The following is a 16,930-nucleotide window of genomic DNA, read 5'->3' as shown; positions in this document are numbered from 1 at the left end:
ACAGGGATAAAACAGTTCTTTAGCTGTGTAACAACGACGAATTTATTCTGCTTGAGAGGCTTTTTGCTTGCGCTTGATCATCCATCCCATGACACCAGCAACTGCTATGGCACTAAGAGTACTGGGTTCAGGAACAGAGGTAATCGCTACTTTCGTTCTGAAGATAGCATAATTGCGATCGCTACTAGAGTCGTCGTTGAGCGAGTCATGCCATATAAAGTTTGCTTGCGAAGATATACCTGGAATGGTAAACCAAGGAGAAGTTCCTTGGGGAGCCGATGCTTGGGGAATACTCCAAGTTGCGCTACCTATTTCGCTAGCGACAGTTGTTAATAAAGGAACATCACCAAACACACCTGGATTTGCACCACTACCAATTGTGTATACCCAATCGCTGGTATTTGATAAGAGTGAAACGCCACTAGGCAATTTGAACTCGCCTATCCAGCTTTGTGGGAAGCCATCATCCCAAGCTAGGACGTACAAGTAGTCTCCGTTATTGGCGTTGAAATTGAAGGTTTCAGGCAAAGACCAGTTATATTGGCCAGGATCGCCAGTTTCACCCTTCTCGTTTCTACCAACAAATGTCAACCCGCTACCATCCTCTTGACCGTAGTAAAGGCCATAATGGTTATCTGCTGTCAGGGTTGCTGTAATATTGACAGCGTGGGCCGAAGTTGTTCCAGTTAACAATAAAGCAACTGATCCTAACATCCCTGTTAGTCCAAGTTTGAGAGAATTAGGATTTGAAATGAAAGTAAAACTCATTTGCTCTCCAAAAAAGCTCAAATTTAGCCTGTCCTAACGTACATCGTTGAACAGCACAGATATATTACTGCTAAAAATACTTAGTATCAATCGCTAATTGAGCTTTTTATCAAATCAACATAATATCAACATCATGTATAATTTGTTTTTTTATTAAATTAAATACATTTAAGCTTCATAGCAGGTTTACAGCTTTTTTTACAGTATCTTTACTTAAAATAAAGATTTTATAAAGTTACAAATATTTACTATTTACTGATTTAAGAGTCTCGTCTAGGGAAAATGCGCGATCGCTTATTACTCAGAGTACTTTTCTGGGCATCTTATATATTACAAGTTATGTTAACCAATAAATCAGATGGGGCAGCCGCAAAAACCTATAGCCGCCGAACAGCAGATCCTCTCATTAGGGCGCGTCCTCCAGAGCCTCAGAGAAGAAGATGATGTTGACGTTCTGATTGAAACTACTATTTCTTATCTTAAAGAACAGTTTGATTACAAACTGATTTGGATTGCTCTTTACGATCGCCTGAATCACATATTATTCGGCAAAGGTGGCATCACACCCGATCGTGACACGAGCTTTTTACGCCAAAGGGTTGTTCTCAGTCCTGGGGATTTATTAGAGCAAGCGGTGATTGAACAGCGTCCCTTAGGCATAGCTGATTTGCAAACTGAAATTCGCGCTGCTGAATGGCAAAAAATTGCTGAAAAATTCCATATTAAAGGAACGATCATTTTACCAATTTGTTATAAAGACCGTTGTTTAGGTGTGCTGTTACTGGGTTCAGAACGCTGGGGCTATTTACTGGCAGGGGAAGCAAAAGCACGTTTGATGATGGTTTTAGGCGAACTGGGGGCAGTGGTTTATCAAAATGAGATGGATTTGCAGCAAAAGCAAATCAAGCGAACCGACGAGCCATTATTAGAATTGCTAGAAAATTTACGCACCCTTAGTAACCTTAATCAAAGACTTGAAGCTACGGTGCAAGCAACTCATAAATTTGTCTCTCCCAACCGGACAAATGTTTACTGGTTTGAGCGAGAGGGGCGCTACTTTTGGTGTCGGATGAGCAATCAACTGGTGAAAATTGATCGTAATTCTAGCAGTCAGCAAGCGGCGGGAATGACTGTGCAGGAGTTGAGCGACTTTTATTATGCTTTGACAGTTAACCAAATTGTTTCGATTGGTGATGCCCGCAGTTCTTTAAAGAGTCATTTTACGGCAAAATTGCTGCAACGCTTGAAGGTGCGATCGCTCTTGGCAGCTCCGATAATCTGGCAAAAAAACTTACTTGGTTTTCTGGCGGTAGAAAGCAATGAACCTCGAATCTGGACGGAGACAGACAAAAATTTTGTCCAAGGTGCTGCTGGCTTAATTTCTCTGGTCGCAACTACCGAAAGCATGGAAAGCACTATCAAACAGATTCAAGAGGATGCCCAACTGACTAGTCAAGTTGCTCAAGGTATCTATAGCGAACATGACCTTCAGGAAACTTTAGACAACTGTGCTAAAAGAGTTTTAGCTCGATTAGCTGCTACGCGCTTTTTGCTATTGCAGTATGATCCTGAACAGAATAATTATCAATTTATTTACCAAAGTCAGCCCTATAATCGCCGACCGTTGGCATTTGCCCTTAATACTCTCAAAGAGTTAGATGGGCAGCTTTTACAACGTTCAACTCAAGCGGTGGAAATTGAGAATTTAGATGAAGATTTACGCTTTTTTAATTGGCGTCCCTTGTTGTTAGAAAGTGGAGTGCGATCGCTACTTATTTCTAAATGCACTCACGATCATATACCAGCAGCGCTTCTAGTCATCACTCACGACAGCTATCATTCTTGGACAACTTTAGAAAAAGAATTAGTATGGGCCGTTAGTCAACAGATTGGTGTAATTGTTCGCCAGTGGCAATTACATAACCGCACGACCCAGCAGCAAAAGACTTCCCAGGCATTTGAGCAATGCCTACGCATACTGACACAATCCCAAAATAGCAAAATCGAGGTAGGTAAAAAACATTTAGAACGTACAGCACTCGAACAAATAGCATCGATTCTAGGTTGTCCCTTAGCAGTACTGCTATCCTGGTCGCCTGGTGAAAGTTGGGCAGAAATTATCCCTGGAGTGGTTGACAATAGCCTATTTGGGATTTTTTCCGATGCATCTATTCCTATCCAGACTGAGGCACTAATTCAGTGGGCACTTGCCACAGAGAGTTATCTGACTTTGAACGTAGATAATTTACCTCCCAAAACTCGAAAATGGTTGAATACTCCAGACAAAGGTCAAATTTTGGTAATGGCATTACGTACCAATACTGATTATGAAATTACGGGTGTAGTGTTATTAGCAGATTATCAAGAGCGTCACTGGTCTGAACAAAACCTCAGTGCAACTGCAACTCTGATTTCTCAATTAGCCTGGTGGCGTCGTGAAAAGCTAATTACCCGACTTTTAGAATCCACAACAGAAGATTTACGACAACTCAACTGGTACAAACATCGCCGCTTAGAAGAAATCCAAAGAATAACAGCGCTATCCCTTAAACAAATACATGCTTTGGGTATTCCTGCTAATGAACTGACTCAGATGCGCTACGAATTATTGCTGCGGCAATTAGATCATACAGCTGCCTCCATGAGTGGAATGCTAAAACTTGAGCAATGGCAGCTCCATGTAAGTTGGGAAACTATGCCCATAGCCAGTTTACTAAAGCGATCGCTCGAACGCATTGAAAATTTACTTAAACAGCATAAGCTGTGGATTGGTGTACATGGTTTGGGACAACAGATTGAAGAACAATCGCCAAATAATTCTTCACTCGCTAGAGGTATTCCTACCTCCAGCGCTCAATCCGCAATGGCGATCGCAGGTGATATTGTCAAAATTGAGTTAGTTATCCATGAGTTATTGATCAATGCCTGTAACTATTCTCAAAGCGGCGGCAGAATTGATATTTGGTGTCGTCGTTTAGATCCGTCAAAATCTTCAGATTCAAAGCATTCTTATGAAAGTGGAGCGACTGAACATCAGACATCTCTAGAACTGTCGATTACATATAACGGTGCGATCAAACCACAGCTACTCACAGAGTTACATGATAATAGACCCAAAGATGTGCTTGCTCCTTCCAAACTTGACCAACCACCAGGTTTACATTTGCTAATCTGCCAAAACCTGATGCAGGTACTAGGAGGAGAGTTGAATTTCTATCAATTACCAGATAATCGGGTGGTTAGTCGCTTGTTGTTGACCTTAGTTGATCATAATTCTTAGCGCAGGCAGCTTTGTATAAAATCGTGACGAATCAAGGGTTAAAGTTTAAACGCAGAGGGGCGCGGAGAATTCGCTACAAATGAAATGCTGTATTTAGTTTAAATTTAAACACAGATATGGTTAGCTTTCCGCAGTATAAAGTAGTACTTATGTATTATTTCACTATGGTTAATTGTTTGGGAACTACTATAACTACAAGCGTTAACAATTGATGCTTGTCACTGTCAAGGTTAATTAAACGGAAATATAAAATTATCTTGGCAATTATCTCAACTATTTTGTATATATTTACTGGCTAAATCAAGAGTTGAACTAGTAGCTTTTGATAATTTGAATGTCTCAAAAAAAACGTGACATTTTTAAAAATACTAGTTAACATATAACTTGATAAAACGCCGATCAACACTATTCCTCTTTTTTAATTCATAAAAAAGCAATTATCCAGTTAAAGTTTGTAAATTTTTTATATAGAGTCTATCTAAAAATTTGATTAGAGCAGAAGCAATTACCAATTGTTATTAGTGCCTGTTTGGAGATTTAAATATTATCGCAATATTTAGCCAAGGCATTAATAACTAAAATAAAATATCTTTTCTGATTACAAATTTAATTGAATAACTAATCAAATTTGTATACCATTTTTGGAATACAAATAGCCGATTTATCCTATATATCTCTGTTAAGCAAGAATATGGTATCAGTACATCAAACGATAACTGCTAGTGTATGGATTATTAACTTACTGCGAAGAAAAATATATAGATTTTATAAAAATATCTTTGAAATCATCAATAAAATTAAATATCAACCTTTAATATACCGATTTGAGGAAGAACAATATAAAAATTATATGTCTGGAGAAATCTATCAATGAGTTTTAGACACTTCAAGCATTGGTTGAAATTTAGTTCAATCCAAAGCATTATTTCTCTGGCTATAATATCAATTCCTAACTTATATAGTGCATCTGCTCAGACTACTCCTAAAGGTGGAATTGACTGGATTATAGTCGTAGATACTTCTGCTTCCATGCGTGGTGCTGGCGGAACAAAAAACATTTTTGAGCCAGTAAAAAATTCTATTACTGAATTTGTTAATACAGCCAGGTTAGGCGATACAGTTACTATTTACAGTTTTGATAAAGATGTCACCCTAAACGCCAATGATATCACTATTAATAGTAATCCAGACAGAGGTAAACTCAAGCAAATAATTAGCTCGCTTCAAGCTGAGGGTATACGTACTTATACAGGTAAAGCTGTGCAAAAGGCTTTAGAACATTCTGCCCTGTTAAATAAACGTGCTGACGCTCTTGGTCGTACTGTTAGCATCGTATTTTTGACAGATGGATTAGAAGATGTGCGCGGTATTCCTAATCCTGTTTCTATTCCTAGCAATACCCAATTTTTGCGTGAGCAACAATGCAAGCCCTATATATTTTTTGTGTCTTTAGGATTAAAAGAACACGAAAAGCAACTGAATGACTTTGCTAGCAATCCAGCGCTTTGTGGCAAGGGGCAAGTATTGCGAGATCCTGGAGGAGTTCAGCTAAACCAACTGGCTCAAAATATTCGACCAGCGCTTATTAAACCCAAACTTGATGTTAATTTACCCACTACCAATTTAGGGCCAGTATCACCGGGAGCAACTACTGAACCATTCAATATTAATGGTATTAGTAATGTCAATGCTAAGGTAAGTTTGCAATTAGAAGACCCTCAGCAAAGTGGTATTCGCTTAATTTCACCCGATCGCACCATCAACTTAGCTGCTAATCAAGCAACAACCATTCCCGTGCGTTTACAGATACCACCGGAGGCAAAGGCGGGTGCTAATAACTTGCGCTTGGTGTTGATAAGTGCAGATCAAGCGATGTCTGGCGACAAGCCGCAAGGCGTCTACGCACCAATTAAAATCGACCTACCTGTAACCATTCAGTCAAAACTACAAATACAACCTACAAAGATAGATTTTGGCTCAATAGAAGCAGGTAAAACCACTGAAACCCAAACTTTGGTACTTCGCACCAATATATCTGGAACAGCTAGCTTACAACTGCAAGGCAATTCCAAAGACGTTTCTATGGCAGAACCTTCAGCAGCGATATCCTTACAACCAGGAGAAACTAAAATTCCTGTGCAATTGCAGGTTAGGGATAGCAGCTTTGCAGGCGATCGCACTTTCACCCTAGTCCTAACCCCAGATAACTCTATCGCTAATCCTGTCAATGCAGAAGCTCATCTGTATATTTTGATGCCACTGTGGCGAAAAATAGTTATTTGGTTGCTCTTACTGCTGTTGATATTGTTAATTACCCTGATAGTAGTTTGTTTGATTCAACGCAAAACTCCTTTGGAATTAGTCGAAGATTTCCGCAACCGCAACCGCTTAGAAGGAGCGTTGGTAGTGCTAGAACCACTGCCACAATCATCGGAAGACGAAGAGATTAGTCTCACTCACCTACAGAAGGGTAGAGTATGCCTGAGTGATTTGATACCAGCTATCGCTGCGACAAATTCTGATGCCGAGTTAGTCACAGTTTGGCGGTTGGCCTAGGGACATTCCAGCAAATGCCTTGATTGGTGGTGCCGGACAAATTCGGGCCCGGGGACGGCTCGCCTTATTTGCCAGAGTAGGCGATATTGATGCTTTAATTGCTCAAGCAATCAATGCTGTCCGCGAAATTCGCACTAGTAAACAAGCATTTTCAGATAACTTTCAAGTTTCCAGTCGGGATGGTGTTGAAGTTTTTATTGTTGGCAGTTTGGCTGGTGGAACGGGCAGTGGCACATTCTTAGATACGGCTTTTTTAACACGGCAACATCTCAATAATTTTTCTAATATTACAGGGGTATTTGTTTTACCCAGAGTGTTTGCCAATATTCCCCAAACTCACTTGGTAAAGTCTAATGCCTATGGCGCTCTCAAGGAAATTGAACACTTTTGGGGATTGTCACCATCTAATAGTATTGAGATTGATTATGGGATCAAAAAAATCAAAGCCGATCGCCCTCCCTTTGATGCTGTATTTTTAATTGACGGGGTTAACAAAAATGGAACTGTAGTCGGTCGTCCAGATGATTTACAAAATTTAGTTGCAGATGGCTTGTACATCCAGATTGGTTCTCAAATCGGTTTAGACGCTGCTAACGTTGCTGATAATATTCGGGCTTATCTGGCAGCTGGTGAAAAAGTTCGAGGACGCAATATCAATTATTGTAGTTTCGGCTTTGCTACCCTAACTCTGCCAGTACAGCAATACGAGCGGATGAAATTAGAAGATGCTCAAAGCTTGCTGAAGAATGAGTTGATGGCATCTACCGCAACACTGAATTTAGAAAGCGATATCACCCGGTTTTTAGAAGATTGCAAATTAGCAGAAGCGACTACTCTCCTGAATGCGTTGACTGAAAGCGATCGCGGCGGACAGATGAAACCCGAATTTAGAATTGGCGAAATCCGTCAGGATCGTACAGCTTTACCGACAATCAAAGAACTCTACAAACGGCAGTTAGATCAATTTGAACAACGGACGGCTCAAGAACTGGGATTGAGTTTTTATCGCTTAGAGCAGACTGCATCTGGTGCGATCGCAACTTTCTGGGAACGTGGTCTTAATCGTCCCAATGGATTAGCTTATGTTTTGGAATTTTTGAGCAAACTTTCCCAAAAATTAGACGAATTACAGCAAAGTGTGCAGCAAAAATCGCAAGAGGCACAATCCAGTTTCAATGCTTTGAAATTAGAAGCTCAAGAAGAAAAAATAAAAGAAGCCGCAGAAACTTGGTTCCCAAATAAAAACACGATCCAAGCAGCTTGTCAGAGATACAAAGAACGGGCTGACCAAAAGTGGAAAACTTATTTACATTGGAAACGGTGTGATAAAGCGGCTGAACTCTATGGTGTACTCCGGGCTAAGGTAGAGCAAATCCAGGAAAAGTGCCAGCGTCTACACAGCAACTTAGATAAAGTTTACCGAGATTTAGAACAAAGTTATCACGAGGTCAACCGTCAAGGAAGTAACGATAATCCTTTTATTCACACAATTGGGCGCATCAATCTGCAATCGAAACGCCCCAAAGTTACTGGCGAAGATTTTATCCGTTGGCATCGAGAACAGTCTCAAACTTTAACGAATTGGTCTGAGAAAAAAGCTGAAGATGTCAAGAACGAAATCCTGAAATTTGTCGATGAAGCTTACTATCCTCTTACCAGTATGACTGTTGAGCAGGTTTTAGCAGATAGCAATCCCGAAGATGCGGGGCAAGATTTGCAACAACTTGGCAAACTTGCAGTTCCTCTTTGGCAATATGAAGAAACGGAAATTCCCGTTCAACAGCAGCACGTAATCACAGAATTTTATTACTACGGAGTAGAGAGCAACAACACAATTTTTAGCGATCCGCCTCTTTCTAATCGTTTGCCTAAAGGAAATAATAATCCTTCTTTTGTACCAACAGGTGAACCCCATAAAGTAATGCTGTTTCGAGTAGAAATTGGTGTTCCCTTATTTGCCTTCAACGGAATGAAGGATATGGAGTCAGCTTACCTAGATCCGAATAAAGTCTTCAAACACTTACATCGCAATTGGACAAACTTAGCTAATTTAATCCCTCCAGAAGATGACGGTGGAGTATTGCGTTGGTTTGCATTAGCGTTAGCACCCGATCCATACAAATTAATTGTCAATCAAGGTAAGAAATATTTCGTTTCTACAGAACAAGCGAAAAGATTAGAGGGCGGAGTTTTGCCATTGGGAAGCGATCGCAAGTCAGCATTTAAAGCTTTCAAAAGTAACTTGCCTCTAGTTAAGGAAATTGCTGACAAAGTTGAGCGGATTACCCACGAAGACCAAGACAAAGCCAAATCTACTTTGCAAAATTACATCAATCACCTCAATCAGGTTTTAAAGGGAGGCAAGGTTGATGCCCAAATTCAAGAACAGGTAGAAATGGAAATCCAGGAAATTGAAGCTTACCTGGAAGATTTAGATGTGATTATTTAGCCCTATAGTTTGCACTCTGAGAGTGTCCCCATGCCAAAACCAACTATTTTACTTGCACTCGATCCTCACAGTGCCGCTTTTTGTGCAGCCATTAAACGGCAACTGCAAGAATTTCCAGCCGATCAAACCTGTTTAATCCAAACTTATACCTTAACTTGGGATGGTCAAACTTTTGGCTTTAGTGGCGAGTTAGATCAGTTTGCTGACACGAGTTTTGATCTGGCTCAAACTCATAGTAAACAAGCTTATGTCTCCAAAATTCGTACCCAGTTCAGTGAAGCGACTGGCGAACTGCAAACTGCACTGATTGAATTATTGAAAACGGCTAGTCAATCAAAAGAAGCGATTGCAGCGAAACGCCAAGGAGTAGAAATCAGCAGCCATCGAGTATATCTCATGCTATCAGCCAGCAATCAATTTGCAAGGGGAGTAGTTTTTGACATAGTACGTTTGATTCGTTGGCTATTTTCTAACTACTTTGTCGATATTCCTTATAGCTTAGAAACTTTGTTGTTACTGCCAGGGTTATTTTCCCAAACCACAAATGTTGATTATGGTGCTGCTTACGCGCTTCTGAAAGAGTTAGATTACAAAATGACCAGTGGAGTTGTGATTAAAGGTGCTCAAAAAGTACCACCTTTTGATAACTGCTGGCTAATGGACGGGCGAATTGGCGGACTAAGGGATAATTTACCAAGCTATGCTGATGCTTTGGCAGGTTTTCTCACCGTGGAACCGGAAATCAACGGCTTATTGCTTGGCGCACAAAAAGTCCGGGGGAAAATACCCGCCTATAGTTCATTTGGTTATGGAGAATTGTTTTTCGCAGGAGAAACAACTATCAACCGTTTGAGTGCTGCCTTTGCTGCCGATATTATCAGGGAGCAGTTTTTACCGAAGGCAGAATTCACTCCCGAAGCGAGTCGCAAATGCCTATTAGATGCCAAAGGATTTGTTCTTAGCGAAGATTTCAGTAATGCTTTTCTGCAATTAGAACGAGATAACGGCAAACCAGTTTGGCAAGATTTTAATCCGCGTATTGAGATCCATGCTGGCATGGCGCGGGAATATGGGATGGAATTGCAACGTGCTTATCGGCAATTTGAAAATAAAGAGCTACTTTCTTATAAGCGCACGTTGGAAAAGTGTTGCAAACAACTACAAGGAAACCTCACCAGCTTCTTAGATCGCAGCATAAATAGCTATATTGATGCTACACCTAGAGGCTTACATGAAGGAGTTAGACTATTAAACATATTGACCTTTTTGTATTTGGAACTGCAAACGGATGCCATTGGCGATCAATCCCAGAATCTGGTTACAGAACTGCGAACGGCTGAGGCATTTCTCGACTCAAGATTGCAGGTGACAATCGATCGAGAAGACACTCAAAAGCTGCTCAACCAAGTTCTATCCTTAAAATTGCGGCAGCAACAATTACAAGATGGTTTAGCTGAAAGAAAATCTGAAGAACAACTGCAAGAATTACAAACAACTCAGAAACAGCTAGAAACGGCAGTTGCTGACTATCGTCAAGCGTTAAATACCGAAATCGAACAAGCTCGACAAATTCGCTTTATGGCGATCGCTCGCGCTCGTGAACAAGCTGAAGCTGCGATCGTTGTCGCTCAGAACCACTTAACGGCGATTGAAAATCAACTCGAAACAGCTACAGATAACTTAGATGAACTACTAACGGAAGAAAACCGTTTTCGTTCACAGTATTTGATTGTTTATCCTACCTTGGTTGCTGGTGCAATATTCGCCTTGCTGGTTCTGACCGGAATTTTCAGTCAATCAACACTATGGCTATTATTGCAAAAATTTTGGGCTAACTTAGTTACTTATCTGCTTTGGACTGCGGTATCAATTTTAACTTACTTAGGTATAGTTTGGCTCAAGTACAGTACTAATATTCGCGATCGCATTCAGAAGGTTCAGAAACAAATTCAACGCTTAGAAAGCTCTATTAAAGCAACCGCCGTAGAATTGCGTCGCAGTTATAACGAACAATTAAAGTTAGAGTACGATTTATACGCCCAAAATCTCCGTGTCGAGGCGTTAAATTATTTGATTAAAACAGCTAAACAAAGAACTGAAACCTTACGTCAAACTCTGTCCGATTTCTCTGAGATATACAATAATTTAATTGCTCAACGCGACCAAGCTACCACAAAGTTCTCCGAAACTCGGCTCACAGTTCTAACTGATGCGGATATTGATGCTTATTACCAAAGTTTTCTTTCCACATTACCAACAGAAAAGTTTACTCAGGAACAGGTTAGCCGTTCTCAATCGTGGAAAATTTCTGCTGAAGAATTTCATAATCAACTTATACCCTTTGCTCGTCAGCAGTTCGAGCAATTGGGTAATTTGTCTATTGGCGAAGTATTAAAGCAATCAGATTTAATTGCCGCCAATACAGCTAATTTGCGTTTGAATCAACTTTATGATAGCGCTAATTTGTTGCTGCGAATTCAAGATATTGACACTAACTTAAACCCAACTTCTCAACGGGAAATTACCCTCTGGCTGGGAGCAAAAGATAAAGAACAAATTTTTGCATTTTACAGCCGATTTAGTCGTAGTTTAACCGCCTTGGTAGCTGAAGATGAGCAACGGTTGTGTATTTTGACTCGTTCCTTGGGCTTTCCGGCTTATTTTCTCAGTCAAATTGAGTATTATCGAGACTGCTATGAACGGACTCAGAGCGAACAAATCGATGAAGACGAAAACATTCCCGATTTAATCCCAGAAGAAATTGGTTCTGGTAGGGAATTAAAACTAGCTTATCAGACGGTGATTTTAGCGATCGCTCTTGGGCTATTAGCCCAACGTTCTCAAGGTGATTATCAATTCAACGGTCGATCCCTTGGGAAAGATCGAGAACAAATTGCCTTAGCTTTAGCAACTGAGTTCACCTTTCAGGAACTTTATGGAAACTTAGAAGAACGTATCGAAACATTTGAACGTGATTTTATTTACCAGAAATTACAAGATTTAGGAACATCTGCTTCATATTTAAATCCTTACGAAGGTAAGCTTTTAGATCATCTACTCTCAGACTATAACCCTCTGAATTAGGCATTAAATCGCCCTCTTTATGGTACGGTACAATACGCTTGTAAGGGCATATTGTAATACGCCCCTACGAATCTACTAATAATCAGCAAAAATTCCGAGTGCGAAGTGTAAAATCATTTCGTGAGCAGGCTTTCAAAGACTCAAATTAAGCCAAAAAAGTTTTTCAGCCTGTGATAAGCTAATTTCAAAGTAGCCGATTATGCACAAAGCAGTTATTAGAGAGATGAAGATAAATCGTTTCATATTTTTCTCGAAATAAGATTTTCTGACATCTAGTTGTTCAGGGTTATTTTACAAAACTGAGTGCTTTGTATGATTGCACTTTCATCTAGTTCCAGGGATGAGCGAGTAAAGCCTGTGAAGTAATGCCTAAGCCAATTAAGGTAATACATAAAGCGCTTGCTACAGGTAACATTTTTATCCTGGGTATCTGCAATGGTAAATGCTCAAACCGATCCTTGGCGTAGACTAGCATTAAGCCGATTCCAGTTAGTACTGCTGCTAGACCTAAGCTAAAGGCAGATACCAGCGCTAATCCAAAGCCAACTCGTCCCATTGCGATCGCACTCAGCAAAACTACTAAGGCTGAAGGACAAGGTAATAAGCCGCCCGATATTCCCAGCGCTAGGAGGCTAGACCACTTCATGGAACTTACATCACCGTGAGGCGGTAGATGCGAATGGTGTACATGGTTATGGTGATGATGCAAGTCGTGGCTGTGTTCATGACTATGTTGATGGTCATCTGAATGAGAGACTTGAGTCCCTTGCAATCGACTGATAAACAAATTCAGACCAATTACAGTTACCAATACACCAGAGACTACGCTTAACCAAGGGTACAATTGCTCTGTCAAAATAAACTGGGATGTGCCAAGAGTGACCAGTCCCAGAGCAAATATGCCAGCAGTATGGGTAATCGTCATAATCAACCCCAGGAATAAAGCATGTTGGGCATTACTGCGGGAACCCACCAAATAAGCACCCACTATCGTTTTTCCATGACCAGGAGAGAGGGCGTGTAAACCACCCCATAAAAAGGCGATCGCTAGAGCTATTAGAATAGTCAGGAAGTTATGATTTTCCTGGGTAATTAAGCTAGTGAAGAGATCGTTGGTTCTTCCTGTCAAAGCATTATCTAAGCGGCTGGATGACTTAACAGACGGTGGAGGCGCTTGTTCACTCGATGTCAGAGACGGATTGAGTTTAAAGTCAATCCGACGTTGGTCGAGAGGACTGCTGAGTAACTCAGTAGGGTAATCTCTCAAGCGGTTGGTGATACTCGAAGAAGTAAAATCACCTTGAATAGGAATGCCATTTGCCGCAACAGTAATTTCACGCCAGCCCAAGCGCTGTGGATAAAACTGATCTTCAAACTCGATTAACTGATTCGCGCCGACTAACTCCGTTGACCCCTGAAAATTACAACTCAGCCGCAGTGTAGATAATCCTCCGACACCTGGAGGAAATTCGACTGTTGATTTGAGCAAAGACAGTGCTAAAGGCTGTTTATCAATCAACAGTTCCAAATGTGAATTGACTTCCTGGCATTTTTGGTTGGGGTATCGAACCGTCTCTACAGGTTCAGCTTTGCGATCGCGATTAGTATCTAAGTGATTAATCTCCTGAAAAGCCGGAATCTCTGCCATGTCTAGAACATAATCAATCCCCACACCATCGGTTGCTACCTGCACTCCTGCGTAGTGATTGATGGTGAAATTGCCTAAAGGATGGGCATCCGCCCTCGGCATCCAAAATAAACATATTGCGATGATTGCAGTAGTGCAAGCCAAGTAATGTAGCAGCTTTTTCATAAAGAACTCCCTATAGCGTTAGGAGTGGGAAAGGTTATTTTGAGAGAGACACAGGGCATTAGGTTTGCCAAGACTTGACCGAAAAAGACTCATGATACAGAGCAAGTAAATTTCTTTATGGAGATTGTTAATTTTGAATTTTGAATTTTGAATTTTGAATTAGGAGCGAAGCGACTTGACGAGCTTCATCAGCATACTTGTGATGAAATTGAGGATTCAGATTAACAGCTTGAGTTAGTCGCTTTATTGCTTCGTCACGCTTACCTAAGTGAAGTGCAATCATGCCAGCATGAAATTGCAGCAAGGCATCCTCTGTTCCAAAGTGAGTTGCCCGTTGTGCTGCCCTTTGCGCTTCTTGCCATTCCCCATTAGCCGCAGCTGCCCAAGCTAATGTATCCTCTGCATATACATCATCTCGCACTGCCACTTCATTACGGGCAATCTGTAGCGCCTCTGGTAAGTGGATTCCGTGTTCGGTGTAGTAGACAGCCATTGCGCGATCGTAGATTCCTTTAACCTTGCTTAGGTAAGCTACTACCCCGATCAAATCTTCAGTTTCAGCTGCGCCTTTTTGGTCGAGAAGAGCTAGTTGAGCATCAGCTTTATACCCCAGTGTTTCTACCAACGGTATCAGTTCTATACCCTGATTTGCGGTATTTAGAACATCTTGCCATCGATGCTGTGCCGCATAGAGGCGGGCTAGTCCTGTAAACGCAGCTATATGCCGTGGAAACAGGTCAAGAGCTTCCCGATATCGCTGCTCAGACAGGGCAAAATCCCCGGCTGCAAAAGCCAGATCCCCAGTCCGCACATGAAACCAAGCACGAGTTTCGGCGCTCGTCGTGTAGAAAGAGTCCATCTCCTGCATAGCCTCATCTAGCAGTTGTCGCGCTGAGGCTAAATTGCCAGTTAACTCTAAGTAACGGGCGACAATTGCCTTATGACCAGAGTTCGATTCCTCATGAGCAAGGCTCTGCAATAGTTGATGAGTTGCTTTATAATCACCCAACTCCATCTGAATCGATGCCTTGAGCGAGATAATACTGGGATTATCAACAGATGAATTATTTAATACTTCTAAAGCTGATCGAAACTGGTGTTGAGATAATAAAGCTGATGCTAGGAGCATGGAAGAAACATCATTATGGAGCGGCTGTAGTGCCAGGGATCTACGTGCCGCTTGTTCTGCTCGTAACACATCGTCTATATCTCCAATTTCTCGAAAGCGCCTCAAATATTGATCGGCTAACAGACGTAAAAATATTGAAGAATCGGGAGATTGGGCAACTTTCTGCTCATAGATGCTGATAATGTGCGATCGCTGTAAATAATCAGGGAAAACTAAATCTGACTGCTGATCTGGTAATATCTCCCTAGAATTAACAGTCAGCAGTTGCACAGTAGAGGAATATGCACCTAAATTACTATTGGTGTAGCCTAAATTTAGCGCTTGTGTATCACAGGGTCTTAGTAAAACCAGTAGGCTAGTCAGCACTAACACCCATAGTATTCGTAGATGCATAACCTTACAAAGGATTACCTAAATAAGGGAAGGTAGGAAGAAAGTTAGCATTATTAGGCCCAACATTATCGCTAGTCAGCGCCGGAATTTGTCCTGCGGTAATCCCTGTAACTGCATTACCAAAGACAACAGATGCTGTGACATCAATTACGTCATCTTTTGGTCTTCTACCACCAAAGTTGTTGGCTAATTGAGTACCAAAATAAGTACCGCTAGGTTTAGAAAGGTCTGCTTGGATCACATCAGGAATCGCTACTGAGATCACTGCATCGGCTATGCCTTGAGGTCTACCAATCGCTTTCACAAAGGTTTGAATGAATTGGGATTGATTGCTAGCGTCTTGTGTTGGTGTCTGAAGATTACTATTATTATGATCCTTGTAGTCCATAAAAAGTTCATTCAGGGCTGGAACTGCTAACCGCTCAATCTGAGCTAAATTTCCGTTTCTGAGTCTAGGAGTTCTAACACTAGTTGTTATCCAAGCACCAATCTTGCCTGTACCAAGCAGTTTCCTGGGTAGCTCGACAATAATTGAGTGAACATTGAATGGGGCTAGAGTGTCTTGTGCTTGTCCAGGTGGTCTGAAGGTAAGAACTGTGAAGGGAGGATTGGGATTAGGCTGAATATTATAATTACGATCTGGGATGATTTTGAAGAATTGTTCCAGATCGAAAAAGAATGGGTCTTTGCGTGTGCCAACAAAGAACTTGATGCCGTTAGATGCGGAGAATGTTTGGTTAAGTTGCCCTGTCCAACTTACTGGAAGCAAAGCTGACGTTGTTCCTACTTTGATTGGACTACTTGGGCCGCGCACTGTGACAGTTTGCTGTGAGCCTTTACCATTTATATTGAATTGAAGTACAACATCTTCAATACTGTCGCCAGTGTTATCAATCTTGAACTGATAAAGAATATTTGGCTCAAATGGTCTGTTTTCACCAGAAACGATCAGAGGGTCGAAATCCATCACTAAGACAACATTTTTGGGGTTTGTCGGACTCTCAAACACAAACAAATCTGTGAGATCCGCAGCAGTAAGCCTACTGGCAAGAAAAATTGTGTCCTGGTGGTCTGAGGCTAAAGCTTGAGGGGTTGCATAGGTTAGGACTACAAGCAAAATAGCGACAAATGCCACTATAGTACGAAAAAAACGAGTAGCTCCAGTCAGCGATCGCTTGATCCGAAAAAATGCCATATTTTGGACTAGTTTATCTACAAGTACCCACCCTTGAGTTGGTATAAAAGAGGTGAGACTCTGAGCATTTATTCTCATAGTTGGACTGAAGTGTTTTGTCTCTAGTATTGTATGCGTAAATAGTGCGGTTATTACTGAAGTGCCTCACAGCTTATTAGCTCCTACTACTCACTTTTTACACCAAAACTTACTTACTTTTCTAGTTTCTAATTGTAAGACTTATTTAATACATGTACACTACATCTGATTTTGTCAGTATTTCT

8 protein-coding genes are annotated in these 16,930 nt (G+C 41.1%); 4 read left to right on the top strand and 4 right to left on the bottom strand.

Going from position 1 to position 16,930, the window contains the following annotated elements; translation table 11 throughout:
- Positions 1–42: 42 nt before the first annotated feature.
- On the bottom strand, positions 43–768 hold the full coding sequence (locus tag CDC33_RS06515) for a PEP-CTERM sorting domain-containing protein (protein WP_109007795.1): 726 nt from the start codon (positions 766–768) through the stop codon (positions 43–45).
- Between the two features lie 358 nt (positions 769–1,126).
- Here CDC33_RS06515 and CDC33_RS06510 point away from each other — a divergent pair, with 358 nt between their 5' ends.
- From CDC33_RS06510 to CDC33_RS06490, 4 genes are all read left to right on the top strand, one after another.
- The gene (locus CDC33_RS06510; protein WP_109007794.1) at positions 1,127–4,048 is read left to right on the top strand and encodes a GAF domain-containing protein; all 2,922 of its coding nucleotides are present in this window, start codon (positions 1,127–1,129) and stop codon (positions 4,046–4,048) included.
- Positions 4,049–4,918: 870 nt separating this feature from the next.
- Complete coding sequence (locus CDC33_RS06500) at positions 4,919–6,604, top strand: VWA domain-containing protein (RefSeq protein WP_109007792.1); 1,686 nt, start codon at positions 4,919–4,921, stop codon at positions 6,602–6,604.
- A 19-nt stretch (positions 6,605–6,623) separates the two neighbouring features.
- Positions 6,624–9,053, top strand: coding sequence for a tubulin-like doman-containing protein (locus CDC33_RS06495; RefSeq protein WP_244919155.1), 2,430 nt, complete (start codon positions 6,624–6,626; stop codon positions 9,051–9,053).
- A gap of 30 nt (positions 9,054–9,083) precedes the next feature.
- Positions 9,084–12,137, top strand: coding sequence for an AAA family ATPase (locus CDC33_RS06490; RefSeq protein ID WP_109007790.1), 3,054 nt, complete (start codon positions 9,084–9,086; stop codon positions 12,135–12,137).
- A 328-nt stretch (positions 12,138–12,465) separates the two neighbouring features.
- Here the strand turns inward: CDC33_RS06490 and CDC33_RS06485 are convergent, their stop codons facing one another.
- The 3 genes from CDC33_RS06485 to CDC33_RS06475 form a co-directional block, all read right to left on the bottom strand.
- On the bottom strand, positions 12,466–13,950 hold the full coding sequence (locus tag CDC33_RS06485) for a nickel/cobalt transporter (RefSeq protein WP_109007789.1): 1,485 nt from the start codon (positions 13,948–13,950) through the stop codon (positions 12,466–12,468).
- A gap of 127 nt (positions 13,951–14,077) precedes the next feature.
- A complete protein-coding gene (locus tag CDC33_RS06480; protein WP_109007788.1) occupies positions 14,078–15,472 on the bottom strand; it encodes a tetratricopeptide repeat protein in 1,395 nt (464 codons plus the stop codon).
- Positions 15,473–15,476: 4 nt separating this feature from the next.
- A complete protein-coding gene (locus CDC33_RS06475; protein WP_109007787.1) occupies positions 15,477–16,745 on the bottom strand; it encodes a DUF4331 domain-containing protein in 1,269 nt (422 codons plus the stop codon).
- Positions 16,746–16,930 lie beyond the last annotated feature (185 nt).

It is taken from the genome of Nostoc commune NIES-4072 (assembly GCF_003113895.1).
GTDB lineage: Bacteria > Cyanobacteriota > Cyanobacteriia > Cyanobacteriales > Nostocaceae > Nostoc > Nostoc commune.
The sequence above is the reverse complement of the archived record's forward strand: the minus strand, read 5'-3'. Positions and strand labels throughout refer to the sequence as shown.